Source organism: Paenibacillus cineris, assembly GCF_018333335.1.
Lineage (GTDB): Bacteria > Bacillota > Bacilli > Paenibacillales > Paenibacillaceae > Paenibacillus_AQ > Paenibacillus_AQ favisporus.
In genome coordinates this window covers 2,717,294-2,733,882 of record NZ_BORU01000001.1, presented here as the reverse complement: position 1 = coordinate 2,733,882, position 16,589 = coordinate 2,717,294, and the positions used below count along the sequence as shown (strand labels likewise).

The 16,589-nt window shown below is 52.3% G+C and carries 14 protein-coding genes; all 14 read right to left on the bottom strand.

Annotation, left to right across the window (positions count from 1 at the left end):
- Entirely contained in the window at nt 1-1,440 is a 1,440-nt protein-coding gene (locus KI379_RS12755; RefSeq protein ID WP_212983780.1) for an aldehyde dehydrogenase family protein, read from the bottom strand.
- Nucleotides 1,441-1,468: 28 nt separating this feature from the next.
- Nucleotides 1,469-2,368 carry a dihydrodipicolinate synthase family protein gene (locus KI379_RS12750; RefSeq protein WP_212983779.1) on the bottom strand — a complete coding sequence of 300 codons (900 nt, stop codon included), beginning with the start codon at nt 2,366-2,368 and terminating at the stop codon, nt 1,469-1,471.
- Nucleotides 2,369-2,410: 42 nt separating this feature from the next.
- Complete coding sequence (locus KI379_RS12745; protein ID WP_212983778.1) at nt 2,411-3,409, bottom strand: proline racemase family protein; 999 nt, start codon at nt 3,407-3,409, stop codon at nt 2,411-2,413.
- Between the two features lie 27 nt (nt 3,410-3,436).
- On the bottom strand, nt 3,437-4,438 hold the full coding sequence (locus tag KI379_RS12740) for a proline racemase family protein (RefSeq protein WP_212983777.1): 1,002 nt from the start codon (nt 4,436-4,438) through the stop codon (nt 3,437-3,439).
- Nucleotides 4,435-5,631, bottom strand: coding sequence for an NAD(P)/FAD-dependent oxidoreductase (locus KI379_RS12735; RefSeq protein ID WP_212983776.1), 1,197 nt, complete (start codon nt 5,629-5,631; stop codon nt 4,435-4,437). Before KI379_RS12735 ends, KI379_RS12740 begins: the two co-directional genes overlap by 4 nt.
- Before the next feature lie 22 nt (nt 5,632-5,653).
- Nucleotides 5,654-6,724, bottom strand: coding sequence for a M24 family metallopeptidase (locus KI379_RS12730; protein WP_212983775.1), 1,071 nt, complete (start codon nt 6,722-6,724; stop codon nt 5,654-5,656).
- Between the two features lie 127 nt (nt 6,725-6,851).
- Nucleotides 6,852-7,682 carry a carbohydrate ABC transporter permease gene (locus KI379_RS12725; RefSeq protein WP_076165525.1) on the bottom strand — a complete coding sequence of 277 codons (831 nt, stop codon included), beginning with the start codon at nt 7,680-7,682 and terminating at the stop codon, nt 6,852-6,854.
- Nucleotides 7,683-7,687: 5 nt separating this feature from the next.
- Nucleotides 7,688-8,491, bottom strand: coding sequence for a carbohydrate ABC transporter permease (locus tag KI379_RS12720; protein ID WP_084203829.1), 804 nt, complete (start codon nt 8,489-8,491; stop codon nt 7,688-7,690).
- Nucleotides 8,492-8,617: 126 nt separating this feature from the next.
- Entirely contained in the window at nt 8,618-9,997 is a 1,380-nt protein-coding gene (locus KI379_RS12715; protein ID WP_089547305.1) for an ABC transporter substrate-binding protein, read from the bottom strand.
- Nucleotides 9,998-10,109: 112 nt separating this feature from the next.
- Complete coding sequence (locus KI379_RS12710) at nt 10,110-11,900, bottom strand: cache domain-containing sensor histidine kinase (RefSeq protein WP_212983774.1); 1,791 nt, start codon at nt 11,898-11,900, stop codon at nt 10,110-10,112.
- A 32-nt stretch (nt 11,901-11,932) separates the two neighbouring features.
- Complete coding sequence (locus KI379_RS12705) at nt 11,933-13,456, bottom strand: response regulator transcription factor (RefSeq protein WP_212983773.1); 1,524 nt, start codon at nt 13,454-13,456, stop codon at nt 11,933-11,935.
- A gap of 158 nt (nt 13,457-13,614) precedes the next feature.
- The gene (locus KI379_RS12700) at nt 13,615-14,160 is read right to left on the bottom strand and encodes a helix-turn-helix domain-containing protein (protein ID WP_076165536.1); all 546 of its coding nucleotides are present in this window, start codon (nt 14,158-14,160) and stop codon (nt 13,615-13,617) included.
- 245 nt (nt 14,161-14,405) lie between these two features.
- Nucleotides 14,406-15,332, bottom strand: coding sequence for a VanZ family protein (locus KI379_RS12695; protein WP_212983772.1), 927 nt, complete (start codon nt 15,330-15,332; stop codon nt 14,406-14,408).
- Between the two features lie 241 nt (nt 15,333-15,573).
- On the bottom strand, nt 15,574-16,431 hold the full coding sequence (locus KI379_RS12690) for an SDR family oxidoreductase (protein ID WP_212983771.1): 858 nt from the start codon (nt 16,429-16,431) through the stop codon (nt 15,574-15,576).
- Between the last annotated feature and the right edge of the window lie 158 nt (nt 16,432-16,589).

Sequence of the window (16,589 nt, the reverse complement as noted above, 5' to 3'; positions counted from 1 at the left end):
CTACCAATACCGGATTGCGCAGGTTTTCAGCTCGGTATAAAAATCGAGCGCAGCTTGCCCCTGCTCGCGCGAATGTGAGCTCGACAGCTTCAAGCCGCCGAACGGGGATTGATATTCCACGCCCGCCGTTTCCTGGTTGACGCGGACCATTCCGGCCTGAGCCTCATCCAGGAAACGATGCGCATAAGCCAAATCCCGGGTAAACAACGAAGCGCTGAGTCCGTATAGAGATTGATTGCATAATGCGATCGCCTCGTCGAAATCGGCTGCCTTCATCATCACGGTAACCGGTCCGAAAATTTCTTCCTGAATCAATGGATGGCCTGGATCCACGCCGGCTGCTGCGATCGGCGGAATATAATATCCTTCTTCGTTCGCCTCGGCAGAGCGGCCTTCGGCTACGATTTCAGCCTGCTCCCGCGCAAGCTTCACATAGGACCTCACCGTTTCATACTGGCTTGCGGAAGCAACAGGTCCAAGATAGGCCGACGGATCCAGCGACGGAGCGAGCTTAATTCCGTCGATCGCCTTCTTCATCGCTTCAACAAAAGCGTCATAAATTCCGGATTCAATGATGATTCGGCTGGTTGCCGTACATTTCTGGCCGGCCGAACGATACGCGCCGCTCACAATCATCGGGACCGTCTTCTCCAGGTCGGCGTCATTCAGGATCACCGCCGCATTCTTTCCGCCCATTTCGGTCTGATACTTGATGTTTCGTTTCGCACAAATTTGGGCGATGCGGGTTCCTGTCGCCGTGGAGCCAGTAAAGCTTACGGCGTCGAGGGAAATCTGCTCCAGAAGGGCGTCGCCGATCCTGCTTCCTTTGCCGACCACCAGGTTCAGGACGCCTGGCGGAAGAGCTGCTGCCGCAAAAACTTCGCACAGCAGGGTGGCGGTCAAAGAGGCGTTTTCCGCTGGCTTCCAGACCACCGTATTGCCGCAAATGAGCGCAGGTGCGATTTTCCATAAAGGGATCGCCACCGGGAAATTCCATGGCGTAATGACACCTACCACGCCCAAAGGAACCTTCTTCGTATGCTGGAGCACGTTCGGCTCGCTTGCGGGGATGACCACTCCGTTAGAGCGGACGCCTTCCGCCGCATAATACCGAAGCAGGTTGACTCCCCGGATGACTTCGCCTTGCATTTCGGTAATTGGCTTCCCCATTTCCATGCTGGCGAGGCGGGCGACATCCGCGGAGGCGGACTCGAGCGCTGCCGCCATGCGATACAAATACTCACTTCGGGCGGCACCGGTCAAACGGGACCAGGAACGATATGCGGCTCGGGCTGCCTGCTCCGCCTGAACGATATGCGATGCATCCGACAGATGAAGCACCCCGATCTCCTCATGAATGTTGGACGGGTTCTTCACGGCCAGCTCATCCGACGCGGGGGTGATCCACTCTCCGCCAACCCAATTTCGGCTGTGTACCATACGCTAACCCTCCTTTTTCAATCTCTTCTTATGAGCTCTTCGCTTCACCGGCAGGATGACGGTTAACGGCATGTTCAAATGCCCTTTGAATCGCTTCATACTCAGCTTCCGGAAGCGGAAGACGCGGAGGTCTGGTCGGACCGACCGGGAATCCGGCAAGCTCCATCATGTACTTGATCGACTGCACTAACTGGGGACTCGCATCATAATGGAACAATGGGAGCAGGCGGCGGTACAGCGTGGTCGCTTCCTGAACCTTCCCTTGTCTAGCTAGATTAAAAAGCTCCACGCCTTCCTTAGGCAGCGCATTTGGCACCCCGGAAATCCAGCCCACGGCCCCCATCAGCGGACCTTCCATGGCTAAGTCGTCGACACCGATCATCACATCCAGATCGGTATATTCGAGGATGTCATGCACCCTGCGGATATCTCCCGAAAACTCCTTCACCGCCACGAGATGCTCCAGTCTCGAAAGCTTGGCGAGCAGCTGCGGCGTCAAATCAACCTTATAATCATGCGGATTATTGTAGGCGATCATCGGCAGGCCGACTTCATTCAGCGCTTCATAATGGGCAATGACCTCATGCTCCAGCGGACGGTACTGGATCGGCGGCAGGGCCATAACGCCTGCAGCGCCCGAATCCTTGGCATGCCGGACCCACTCGGCGGCTTGCTTCGTGGACGGCGCGGCTGAACCGACGACAACCGGTACGCGTCCCGCCGTGGCTTCTATGACGGTATGAACGACCTTCGCCCGCTCCTCATTCGTCAACGTGGCATATTCTCCTAGCGATCCTGTCGGAACCAAGCCGTTGACGTCCTGCGTGATGAGCCAGTCACACAGCTCAGTTAGACGCTTGTAGTCCACATCAAATGTGGCCGTAAACGGTGTAACGATCGCCACATAAACCCCTTCAAATTTTGGCATACCAAGATGTCTCCTCTCATGATCAAGTTGATATTTGTAAGGCTAATTCAGTACGAACCCATCCGGTAGCGGATCGTCCGGATCCAATACGAAATTCATAAAACCAAGTACATAGGCGGTTCCCGTTAGCTGTGGAATGACGGTTTTATTGCCGGCCAGCAGGGTGTCCCCGGCGATGCTTCCTATGACCTGAACCCCGCTGATCCCTTGATACACGGCCTGCTGTCCGGGTTCGAGCCGTCCGCGGGAGCCAAGGACCGCCAAATGAGCGCATACTCCGGCACCGCCCGGCGACCGGTCAAGCTGCTCTCCGGCAAAGACGCATGCGCTGCGGAAGGACAGTCGATCACGCTCATCCCGCCGATAAAAGAACACGCCGTGAATACCGGTTATCCAATCCAGCTGCGGATGCTGAAGTTCAAGCCGCCTTTCAGCTTCACTGCGGATCATACCTGCCCATTCCCTAAGCTGATGGGGCTCAAAGGACGTCGCTCCGAACTCGCCTATATCCACCACGGCAAAAAATTCACCGCTGAAAGCGACGTCCACCCGGATTTCCCTTCCTTGGATCGTCACAGGAAGTCGCTCCGTGTGCACATAACTGGGCACATTCCGGTACGACACCTCCCGAACCTCGTCTCCCTCCATATCAGCGATCACCCGGACGGTTCCCGCCGGACAATCGATCAATATACCCGCTGCCGCATCGGACGGGGCAATCTGCCCCGTCGCGGTCCAAGCCGTAGCCGCGGCGATGATTCCGTGTCCGCTGACGGATGCAAGACCTTGCTGGTTCAGGAACAGCAAACCGAATCGTGCTTCCGGCGTCACCGGCGCTGTGACGATGGCACCGGTCATTGCATAGTGGCCGCGCGGCTCCGACATCAGCAGCTTCCTTGCGTCATCCTCATGCCGCTGGAAAAATACAGCCTTGTCGCGCATCGTCGAACCGGCCAATGGCGGCAAGCCGCCCGTAATGATCCGAAGCGGCTGTCCGCAGGAATGCACATCGATTGCCGCATACCATTTTTTTGTTTCCATCGTGCTGGCCCCCCGTCGTAGTGATGTTTAGAGCAGGAAGAAACCAGACTTCAGTTCATCCCGTTCCTGAAGAATAAATTGGTGAAAGCCCATCACCCAAGCCGAGCCGGAAATCTGCGGAATCACGGCCGGCAGATGGCCGACCATCGTATCTTCCAGAACACGGGCGCGAAACATCGAACCCACGATGCTCTCATGGACGAATTCCTCTCCGATTGCCAGCTCGCCCTTCGCACGCAGCACAGCTACTTTGGCGGATGTGCCCGTTCCGCAGGGGGAGCGGTCAATCCCCCCGGGAGGGACGACGACCGTATTCCGGCAGTGGGCGACTGGCGATACCGGATCGCTGAAGAACTCGATATGGGTTAGTCCACGAATGACGGGAATTTCGGGATGTACAATTTCAAAGCTGTCATTCACCGCGTCGCGGATCCGGACGGCGGTGCGGACGATCTCGGAAGCCCGCTGGGGAACCAGCGGCAAATGCAGGGATCGGGCATCGACGAGCCCGTAAAAATTGCCGCCGTAGGCCAGATCCAAGGAGACCTCTCCAAGGTCGCCGACCTGCACCCGGACATCCTGCTTGTAGAGAAAAGACGGAATATTCGTAAAGGTGACCTGTCGGACCTTTCCTCTCTCGATCTCGAGCCTGGCTTCCACAAGACCGGCTGGTGTATCGAGCCGGATGACGTCCTTGCTTGCCGGATAATACCCCGATTCGATCAGCGCCGTGCACAGCCCAATCGTATCGTGACCGCACATTGGCAAATACCCGCCGGTTTCGATAAACACGACCCCCATGTCAGCCTTCTCATCGCATGGCGAAGTTAAGATGCAGCCGGACATGACCTCGTGCCCGCGGGGTTCGAACATCAGAGCTTGGCGGAAATCGTCATGATGCTCGGACATGTAGACCATCTTTTCGGTCATCGTTTTTCCGAAGAGCTCCGGAGCCCCGGACATGATGGTCCGGGTCGGATTCCCGCCGGTATGCGTGTCGATCGTGGTGACCATCTTGGACCATCTCATCGAATCACCTCCTGGGGGTGCGGCATGCCATGGAAGCGGTCATACCGAAGACGGTTCAACGGAATGCAGGTCGCCGCCCCGCTCAGCATTTCGCTGATCACCTTCCCGGTTACGGCGGCCAGGCTGATCCCATCCCCTTCATGCCCCGCGGCCACATAGAATCCGGGGACTTCGTCGATTGCGGAAACGATCGGCAGATGATCCGCCGTCCACGGTCTCAGTCCCGCATAGGTTCTCAGGAGCGGAATCTGTTCCAGCACGGGAAAAAAACGAATGGCTCTTTCCGCAATCAAGCTGATGACCTGCTGATCTACGCCGCTGTCCATCCCGACAAATTGGCGGCTGGAGCCGATCAGGAAGTTTTGCGAAGCGGTAGGCTCGAAGACGAGTGCAACGCCATATCGGTCGAATTTGGGGTCCACGGAACGGGTGCCGCCGAATTTACTCATCAAGTATCCGAACTCCATCACCTTCCGTTTCCCGATGTTCGCCCACCGCGATGCGACAAGGATATGTCCCTTGCGGGGCTCGATCGGAATATCGATGCCCACCATCCGTCCGATATGCTTTGCCCATACCCCGGCCGCATTAATGACGATGCTCGTGCGGATTCTGCCCTCCGAGGTTTCAACGGCGCATACTTTCCTTCCCTCGTCAAGCTGAATGCCGGTGACGGGCGAATGGGTTCGAAGCCTTGCTCCATAGCGCCGGGCTGTGGACGCCAGCGAGTAGGTCAGCAGCACAGGATTGACCGTTGAATCCGTCGCACATTCCAATCCGCCTGGCAGGTCTTCGGCCATGTATGGCCATTCGTCCCTTAGATCCTTTTGATCAAGCATGCGGAAGGGCAGGCCGGCTTCCCGCTGGCGCGCGACCCAGGATTCGGCGGCTATCATCTCTTCGTCCGTCTCGCAGACCAGAATGCTTCCGGGAGCCCGATATTCGAACTCCTCATCGAGATCCCGTACCCACTCCTTGACCAATTCCTGAGACTTCAGTGACATCTGGCTGTCGAAGCCCGGATCCTTGTCGATGGCGAGGATGTTTCCGTCGCATTTGGAAGAAGTACCGCCGGCGATTTCCCCCTGTTCCACGACGAGTACGTCCATGCCGGCTTTCGCGGTATAGTAGGCAATGGACATGCCGATGATCCCTCCCCCGATGATGACAACTTCTGCGGTTTCATCACGCATGGATGCAATCACTTCTTTCGTTTTATAGGACAATCAGCTCTTTGTTTGATTTCGTCAGCACTTCAATCCCGGTGTCCGTCACGAGTATGTCATCCTCAATGCGGACGCCTCCAAAGCCGGGCAAATAGATGCCGGGTTCCACGGTCAAAACCATGCCGGGCTCCAGCAAATCCTCCGTTTTTTCGGAAAGGCGCATCAGTTCATGGATCTCCAGGCCAAATGCATGACCGAGCCCGTGTCCAAAATACTCCGCATACCCATAGCCGGCAATGCAGTCTCTAGCCAAAGCGTCCCCTTCCTTTCCGGTCATCCCCGGCTTTAAGCCTTCCAAGGTCTTTCGATTGGCTTCAAGTACAATCCGGTAAATCTCTTGATGCCGCTCCGTCGGATCACCAATAAAAACCGTCCGCGTCAGATCGGAACAATATCCCTCGTAGCTCGCGCCGAAATCGAGCGTCACAAATTCGTCCCTTCCCAGCGGCTTGGAGCTGGCCAGACCATGCGGCAGCGCCGAACGGACGCCGGAAGCCACGATCGTCGGGTACGCGGACGAGGCGGCACCGTTTTTGCGCATAAAGTATTCAAGCTCCGTGGCAACGTCCAATTCGGTAACACCCGGCTTCATGAAGCCCAGAATGTGCTCAAAGGCCAAGTCTGTAATTTCGATCGCCTTTCGAATGTGCTCCTGCTCCCGCTCATCTTTGATTCCGCGCAGCTTTTCCACAATATTTTGCGTCGGGATCAGTTCAAAGCCCTGAAAGGTTTCAACATAGGTTTGATATGACTCGTAAGTGAGATGATTTTGCTCAAAGCCGAGCTTCCGCACTCCTGCGGCACTCAGCTTCTCCCGGATCATTTCAAGCGGCTGGCCCGTATGCTGTTCAACCTGGTATTCTTTGGCCTGTTCCGCCGCTTGACGGGTATAACGAAAGTCGGTGATCAGCAAGGCTTGATTTTTCGTAATGGCGACAAAGCCGGCTGTACCCGTAAATCCGGTCACATATCTACGGTTATACGGGCTTGAAATCAAAAGTCCATCAATACCTTGACGCTCAAGCTCTTCCCTTACCTTGGTGAGGCGCTGTGCTTCCATGTTAGGTTCACGCTCCTTATTCATCCTCGCAGCTGCAAAGGATGCAATGGTTTCTTGATAATCAATCTAATGTAACGAGATTCAACCCTGTTGAATGACGGCTGCACAAATCTGCAAATTTGCTTCCTTATCCTTTCATGCCAGTCAGCGTAATCCCTTCGATAAAATACCGCTGGCCGATGAAAAACACGATAATGACCGGCAGGATGACCACGGTGGAGGCTGCCATAAGCAGATGCCACTGCGCGCTGTGAAGCGACTGGAACATTTGCAGCCCAAGGGCCAGCGTAAACTTGCTTTCTTCGTTCAAGTACACAAGCGGTCCCATGAAATCGTTCCACGAGTTCATGAACGAGAATAAGCCGATGACGATCAGAGGCGGTTTGGATAATGGGATGATGATCCGCCAGAAAATCGTCCATGGGCCCGCACCATCCACATAAGCCGCTTCATCGAGATCTCTCGGGATGCCGGCATAAAACTGCCGCAGCAAAAAGATGTCGAATGCGGAACCGAACCAAACCGGCAATATCAAAGGTACGTAAGTGTTAATCAGGTCGGCAAGCCTCCACCCGATAAAAGTGGGTATCAGCGTGACCGCGCCGGGAAGCATCATACTGGCGAGCAGCAGTCCGAAGAAAAACTTCTTCCCCGGCCAGTCAAGCCTTGCGTAGCTGTATGCCCCGAGCGAGCTGCTGATGAGCGCTCCGATCAGGCAGCTGGCGGTAATGGTCAAGGTGTTCCGAAAAAAACGGAGAAAATCGATGGTCGTCAGCGCCTCCGCATAGTTTTGAAACTTAAACGGCGAGGGAATCCATTTGGGCGGCATCTCGAAGATCTGCATCGACGACATCATGGAGCTGCGAACTAACCAGAACAATGGCAGCAAACAGAAAACACTCCCCAGGATGAGAATGGCGTATACGATGATCTGCGAGACCCGGCGGCTTTTCCTCATGGGCGCTACACCTCACTTTCGTAAAATACCCAGGACTTGGATGTCCGGAAAAAGATCGCCGTGACGATCAGGATGATGATAAAGAGGATCCAGGCAATGGCTGAGGCCTGCCCCATTTCGCCGAACTGAAAAGCCTGACGGTAAATATAGTAGTTGTAGAACAAGCTGGCGTTATTCGGTCCTCCCTGCGTCATAATTAAGGCTTCCGTGAATACTTGGAAAGCCCCGATCGACCCCATGATCAGGTTGAAGAAAATGATCGGCGTCATCATCGGAATGGTGATATGGCGGAACTTCCGGACCGCCCCTGCCCCATCCACGATGGCCGCTTCATACAGGGATCTGGGTACACCCTGGAGGCCGGCCAGGAAAATAATGATCGTGCTCCCCATTCCCCACAGGCTCATGATCACAATGGAAGGAACCACCGTATTTTCAGAGTACAGCCAATTTAGAGTAGGCAGGTTCAGCGCTTCGAGGAAGCTGTTGAACAGCCCGAGGTCCGGGCTGAACAGCCAGATCCAGATCATCGAGGACGCAACGGCAGGCACGATCGCCGGCAGATAGAAGATCGTGCGGAACACCGATTTGCCGCGGATAAATTCCATGTTCAGCAGGAAAGCGGCGATAAATGAGACGATCAGTCCGAGCGGTACGCGGAGAATAACGTATTTAAAAGTCACCCACAGCGAATTGTAAAAATAGGGATCCGTCCCGTCGAAAAGCCGTTTATAATTCGTAAACCCGATGAATTTGGGCGTATTCACGATCCGGTAATCCGTAAAGCTGAGCAATAAGCTGGTGAGCATGGGCAGAACGACAAACAGCATAATCCCAAAGATGCTGGGCAGGGCGAAGAGAATGCCCGCCACGGCGATACGGCGTTTGTGCAGCACTGGTATCCCTCCTTTCTGGATCGGTTCGTTCGGACGGGGTTATTTGCCGTAATAGCCTTCAATCAGCGGCTGTACTTTAGGTTCGATCTCTTTCAGTGCTTCCTCCGCTGACTTCTTGCCGGTCCAGACCAAGTCAAGGGCAGGGGTCACCAGCGCATTGATTTTATCCAGGTTCTTCACTTCAAAGCCCGGGGTCCGGATGCCGTTTTCAATTGTCTGTTTCATGTAAGCATCTGTGTACCCCTCCGGGTGAGCCTTGTTCCCCGACGCCCATTTATTGATGAGGTCCGGATTCGTATACCACTCTTTCTTGAGCGGCATCCACAAGCCGCCTTCGATCAGCGGCAGCACCGATTCCGGATCCGCCATGTACTTATACAGCATCCATGCCTCTTTCGGATGCTTGGTCGATTTGAAAATGACCGTCGGCGCGCCGTCCAGCAGCGTATTGCTTTTCATTAATTTAGGCAGGACACCGACGCCAAGATTGAAATCCTGTTCTGCAAAAGCCTGAAGCGCCCAGTTGCCGGATACGGTCATGGCGACCTTCTTGGTTTGGAGCGCCATATCAGGCAGGCTCTTGGTCTGCAGCGGCGTCGGCGATACGTGGTGCACATACATCAAGTCCGCCAGCTTTTGAATCGCGTCGATCGCCTCCGGCTTCGCCAGGCCGAATCCCTTTCCGTCTTCCGTCAGGAAATTGCCGCCGTTTGAGACCACCGCTGCCATCATGTTGTACGGGTCGTATTGGAGGCCGAACTGCTTGATCTTATTCGGATTAAAATTAGGGTCGAGCGCATTTCGTCCCTGATCGTCCAAGGTCAGCTTCTTTGCGTACTGAATGAACGTGTCCCAGTCCCATGCCTTATCTGCCTGCGTTGGAGGAAGCTCCACACCTGCTTCAAGAAGCATATCCTTGTTGTACATGAGTCCGTAACCTTCTACAGCCGTACTCATGCCGATCGTGTTGCCCGGTTCGATTTCATACCAAACTTGATCCAGGTAATCTTCCTTCTTGAATTCTTTGTCCTCCTCGATCAGCGGAGCCAGGTTCAGCAGCTTCCCGTCTTTCCCCCAGCTTAATGCCGCTCCGGATGATAAATATCCGAGGTCGGGTGCGACATTGCCTGCGACCATTGTCGTCAGCTTGGTCAAATAGTCCGCCGGAATGTGCATAGGCTCCACCTGAATCCCGGTTTTTTGCTCAAAGCTTTCGAGCGCTTCCGTGACCGTCTTCTTTTCGATCGTGTCTCCCCAGAAAGCAAACTTTAGCGTGACCTTTTCTTCCCCGTTGCCACCATCCTTGGTGCCACCTTCACTTTGGTCTGATCCTCCACTGCCCGAACAGCCCGAAAGGGAAACGGTTATAGCCAGTAAAGCGGGTAAAGCGATCCCAGCGAGAAATTTGGAAATTCTCATTCTTTTACCCTCCAATCACATGGAATTGATGTTTGTAAATTCATTGTAAAAAGGCGGAGGTTCAAAGAAAATTCGAACATTTTTGGAATGGTGGACAATTTTTATGTGTTGTTCATTTCGGCAGTTTGATGATGACGGTTGTCCCCTTGCGTTCTTCTGAGGTTACGGTCACGCCGTAGGAATCACCGTAGATGAGTTTGATTCGCTGATCAACGTTGCGGATGCCGATGGAGCGGCTCTCTTCCCGTGTCAAACCAGCCAATTTGTGATGGGGGATGCCGATTCCGTTATCCTCCACCATGAAGATCCGCTCGTCCCCAATAAGCCGCCCCCGGATCACAATCTTTCCACCGCTGTGCAGGCGGGCGAAGCCATGAACGATGGCGTTCTCAACAAAGGGCTGCAGGAACAGCTTCGGGACTTTGAAGGCATACAGCTCAGGCGAGAGGTCATAGGTCACTGTGAATTTGCCTTCAAACCGCTGCTCGGTAATCGAAAAATAATGCTTCAACCAATTCAGGTCTTCCTCCAGGTAGCCGATGTCCTGATTGCTTGCAGAAGTATACTGCAGCATGGAAGACAGGCTGACGATCATGGCACTCAATTCGTTTTGCTCGTTTTCGAGCGCAGTCCAGTTCATGATGTTGAGCGTGTTATACAGAAAATGCGGATTCAGCTGAATGTTCAGGGACATAATCTGGGTTTCTTTTTCTCTCAGCTTCACTTTATAGTTCTCTTCGATCAGGTTGTTGATTTTAACATTCATTTGATTGTACTTGTGGATGAGCAGTCCCATCTCGTTATAGGATTTGACCGGGATGCGGGTATCGAATTCCCCTTCTCCCGTTTTTTTGATCGCTCGAAGCAGCTGTTGAATGGGCTTGGTGATGGAGCTGGCCAGAAAAAATGCCAAGAGAAGCGAGAGCAGCAGAAGGATCAGCGTCAAATAGAACGTGTACGACTTTACCTCCGGCAAAAAGGCACTGCCGAGCGCCTCCGGCGAGATCGTGACACCGGAAATCCAGCCGGTCACATCGGAAGTGTCGAAGCATACGATGAGCGGTTTACCGTTTCTTGTGATCGTGAGCGTGCCGCTTTTCATCTCCGCCATTCTTTTCAATGAGGTTTCATCCATCGTGGAATCCTTTTCCTGCGAATCGGCTACCCTCTGACCGTCCCGGCTCATGATAAAAAAAGAAGCCCCGGTGGATGGGAGCACGCTGGCGAAGCGGGAACGGTAATAATCGGGCTGATAGGTAATGACCAGCACGGGAAGCTCGGCTGCACCCTGCAGCTCGATCACTTCCCCGTTATTGATCCGAAACAATTTTAGCAGACGGACGCCGGCCAGAAGCTGAACGTTCTCAGAGGGCACGGGAGAACCGGCATCTCGATGAAACATGTCACCAAACGAAAACGTCGGGACCCAAGCCATTCCCCCATCTGCTTGTGCGGCAGCCTGATACAGGGCTGTTTGGTTAAACCCTTCATAAGGGATGAAGGTCGTAGCACCGGTAGGCCCGATGTCTGAATAGCTGGTGATTAAGTGGATGGAGTACATGTGCTTCAAGTCTGGAAAATATGTATTCAGCGCCCGGCTTACCTTTTTCTCCATCGTGAACATTTGGTATTCGTCTTTCGGATCGGCGGTGAGGTATTGTTCGTACAGAACCTGCTCCGCGATTAAAGCGAGGCTGCTGTCTTCGACCCTGGCGAGCTCGGCGTCCATAATTTCGTTGTTCTGCTTCACAATGGAGTACAGGTTCTGTCTGGCAAAGTCGGAAATAAACCCGCTGCTCGACACAAAATATCTATAGCTAAGTATCGTTAGGGGAATTGTGACGATGAGGGCATAGGACAACATCAGCTTGGTTCGATAGCTCAGATCCTGAAATCGCGGCATCCATCGGCGGCTTCTCAATGAACATCCCTTCCTTATATGCGGGTAGCGGATAAATGGCGGTATTCATCCGGACTTGTGCCGTACTCCTTCCGAAACAGCCGGATAAAATATTTCACGTCCCTGTAGCCTACGTTCTCGGCCACTTGATAAACTTTCTGGGAGGTATGCAGCAGCTGGCTGGCCGCCGCCCTCATTCGGATATGGGTGATGTATTGGTGGATGGTCATACGGGTGTGGTTTTTAAACAGAATACAAAAATACGAAGGGTTAAAATGAAACTTCACGGCCAGCGTGCTCAGGGACAAATCCTCCTCACCATAGTTGGCTTCAATATAGGCTTTGCAGCTGTCCACCACGGTCTCACTTTTACACTGTCTCCGTTGGTCTATATGATTGGCCATCTCTAGAATCCACTGGAAGGCTGTCTCCCGTAATTCGTCCATGCGGCTGCAGCGCATCAGTGCTCCTTCAAAAGCGGCATCGGGGAGATGAGAAACTCCCTTTTCCCTTAAAAGTGAAGTGATATGGTAAATCGAGGCGGCGACGGAATACTTCAATCTGGAAGGATCGGGATAACCCTGGGCCAACGTACGATCCAGTTCGGTCTTCAGACAGGCATGAATATCATCCTTTTTGCCGGATAGAATCGCTTTGGCCAGTTTGCCTGCATTTAAATGGATGATCGCGGACGGATCTTTAGGGTTCTGTTGGTCAGACTTATACAATTTCCCCGGCCCGTCGTAAAATAAGCTTTGAAGTGCAATTCGGGCCTGCTGATTAGATGAATGTGCTTCTTGCCCCCACTCCGTAAAATACTTGCCAAAGCCAAATGTTAGTTCCCTCTCATGGTCATTTCGAAAATGATCGATCAGTTCCTGCAGTTGCGCTTCAAGCGAATAGGTGATGTCAAAAGATACGTCGGCGCTAAGGATCACCCCCGTCAACCATTGATCCGTAACGTAAAAGGCATGGGCAAGTCCGGCTTCCTCCATGATGTGGGCAAGCATGCGTTTAAGCAGGGACAACATCCGCTTCCGGTCCGCTCCGCTTGTGGGGATCACGGCACCCAGCGAGATTCCGCGTCTCCAGCCTGAAAAGGATCTCTGCAGCAAAGTGATGTCTGCTTCGGCAGGACTTCCCTCCAGCAATTCGGACAAAGCCGATTCGATGGTCGCCTCACGCAGGGCTCCCGCCTTATGTTCGGCTTTCTGAAGGAGAGGCGTAACCTTCTGGGCTTCCACCGGCTTGAGCAGGTAATCGCTTGCCCCGAGCTGCAGCGCGCGCTGTGCATAGGCGAAATCCGAGTAGGCGCTCAAAATCACCACGCTTTCGCTCCCCCCGCGGCGGGTCAAATGTTCCACGAATTCGAGGCCGTCCATGATCGGCATCTGGATATCGGTAAATACCAAATCGATCGGATGGAGCTCCATCCTTTCCAGCGCTTCCGCACCATCCCGGGCATTAAAGATGTGATACTCCGGCCTCAGATTTTTCAGCATCCGCGACAACCCTTGTCTGTGCTTTGGTTCGTCGTCAACGACTAAGACGTTCAGCATATCCAATCCCCCTTGCGTATGAATGGTACAAAAAATGCCCATCCGGGTTTCAAGTAAATTGAAGGTGATGGCGCTGCCAACCGTTTACAAGAATCCTGTATGAGCATGTTACAACAAGGACAGACATCAACTTACCGGGCATTGTCGGTTAGACGGACTCAAGCTTTGGAATCCGAACAGAAAACCGACAAGTACTTTACTTCATCCGTGATGGGCGTATATTTATGATTTTCGTAGGAGTCGAAATACAAGCTGTCGCCGGCATGCAGTGTATAAGCTTCCTGGCCGACATAATAAATCATGGTCCCTTCGAGCACATAAATGAATTCCTGCCCGACATGGGAGACCGTCCGCTTCTCCGTCTTCCCTTTCTTCGCTACAAAATAAAAGGGCTGCATCAACTTCTCGGGCCGCTCGGCCGCGATGGCCGAGAACGAATACCCTTTCTCCGACGTGACCATCTTATCCAGGGTCCCCGACATTGTGGTATACACCGTCCCGTTTTGGTCGCTGTCATCAAGCAAGATGGATATTTTGGTTCCAAGCGCCTCGGCGATTTTGATCAGCGTGCCGATGGGCGGCACCGTTTTTCCGTTTTCGATTTTGGACAGCAGGCTTTTGGTAAAGCCGCAGGCATGGGCGATTTCGTCCAGGGTCCGATTTTGGTCCTTGCGAATTTTTCGGATCTTACTCCCCAATTCCATCAGATTGATCTCCTAAATAGAATGAAATTCAACTTAGTTTAATAAAATGAAACAATATTTAATGACGATTGTCAATAAAATTTTCCAATGTATTCAGGCATTTTTGCTGTGTGCGAAAGGACGGAAAACCACCATTTACAGCAAAAAACAGGGAATATCCGCAGCAAGGACGCTCCCTGTTCTCGTTAATTAATCTCATAAATAATTAATATGATGAATCATAAACTTTCGCGCAGCAACAAGCACTAATTCCAGAAATACTTCATTTCCCTGTAACCGAGATCCCACAATCTCGCATTTCCCTTAATGGTGATTGTAAGTTTATTCGCTTTTTCAATTGGAATTTCGTACGTTTCAGCAGCCCCCTCTTGATAGGTTGGTGCTTCTGTGTGCAGAAGCTGCTGCCCATCGATCGAAATCGCAAGCGTTCCTCCCAGCTTCCCCGTTGGTCCATACTTGAAGTAGAGGATGATATCTCTTCCACTTAGTTCAGAGGTGTAAACTGCTGCAGTTTGCTCATTGAAACTGAACACATTGTACTGAGGCAGCACCTGTTCGCGGCCCAACTCAAAACGATATGGTGCTGTGTGTTGAACTGTATTTCCACTGGTGTCCTTCACTTCGTTGATTGCAATGAACGGTCCTTCTTTTTTTGTCAGAGCCGTTTCGATAACTTCGCAGCAGCCCCATACGGCAGCGAACATGAACAATGCGGAAAATCCGGAAATCACAAGCTGCTTTTTCATTGTTTTTGCGTTTGATCCTAATTTGTAAGCCGCGTATCCGATGGAAGCCCCTATTGAATTCTGAATCGCGTCGTTGATATCGCCGCTGCCCAGAAAGGAGAGCATCTGCACCGTTTCGACCACCATGATGGACAAAAAGAACAATGTAATAAATCGAACGTAGCGCATGGGAAACAACATCGGAATCAAAAAGCCGAAAGGAATAAATGCAGCGAAGTTGCCAAAACCAAACAGAGCCATTAAGGAAAATCGAAACAAATCTGACAAATCCGGTACATGATAAAAATCAAGGGGCGTAAAAATAAATTCGTACTCCGTAATCTGGTGTGATGCCTCGATTCTGCCAAAAGCAAAAAACATAAAATACAAAATGAGAATTGTATAAAGGATGGTGATAATCAGGATAACCTTGCGATTCTTTGCCATAAATTCTGCTCCCTACTGCGAAATGAGTGGATATCTCATGCAAGTTTATCCCAAGATTCATACTTCTCCTAGGGTTCATTCTTACACCAAACTTACAGGGTTGTCATGTAAGGGAACTTTGGGACGCGGCAAAAAGAAGGGCATCAGATGAACCCTCACCCGTTGCCCTTCTTGAATGTTACCTAGGACCAGCAGTCCGCAGTGGACACGAACACTTCAAGCGGCTGTCTACCAGTTTTGCCTAGGCTTGCAAAGCTTTTGTTATAAGTTCTTTAACCGTCGTCTGATGTCCGATCAATTGATGTAAATCGTCGGTCGTTTTCTCCATAGTTCCTTGTGCAATCGAGTTATAAATAAAGGCCGTCGTTTGAGCTAAAGATTCCGATAGGCCTGCTTGAACGAGCATGGCCTTCTCTTCGTCGAAGGAAACCTTTTGATGGATGATGTGCTTACCTGAAACTTCGGATAGAACTTCCGCCAACTCATCGAAACTCCATGGATGATTGGAAACCAGCGTGTATTCCTTGTTTTCGTGCCCTTCCCCGGTCAGTACCGTCGCGGCAGCAAGTGCCAGATCGCTGCGGCTGACCGCATTCACCCTCCCTGTACCCGTATTGGTGACGATCGCCCCGCGTTCTACATTTTCTTGAAGGTGGTCATTGATGAAAAACTCCGCATATCCGCCATTTCGTAAAAAGGTATATGGTATACGGGTCGCGCGGATAGCATATTCGGTCGCCATATGAACGAGTGCAAACGGATTTTCCTCTGCAAACGCAAAGCTGGTGTAGACAATATGCCTGATCCCCGCATCTCTGGCGGCTTTGATTACATTGGCATGCTGAACGATCCGCAGCGGATCATCGGTATCCGGACTGGATACAAACAACAGTTTGATTTCGCCTTCAAAAGCTGCGCGAAGCGTTTCCGGATCGTTGTAATCGCCTTGGCGGACTTCCAGCCCTGCCTCCGTCAGCGAAGCAGCTTGATCCAGTTTACGAACGACTGCAATGATCTGGCTTCCCGGAATCTTTTTCAGTAAATGGTCTATAACGAGCCCGCCTAAGTTTCCCGTGGCTCCTGTGATAACCAGCTTCATCCGATGTGCTTCCTTTCAGAAAGGTATTGTACGTGAGGAATCATTTCGATTCCATATACAATCATCCTACCACAATCAAATGGTAATAAAAGGTTATAGCCGAACTTTCCTCACGCCAATTGATGGAGGGTTATCTCACTAACATTCTGGTATTTACA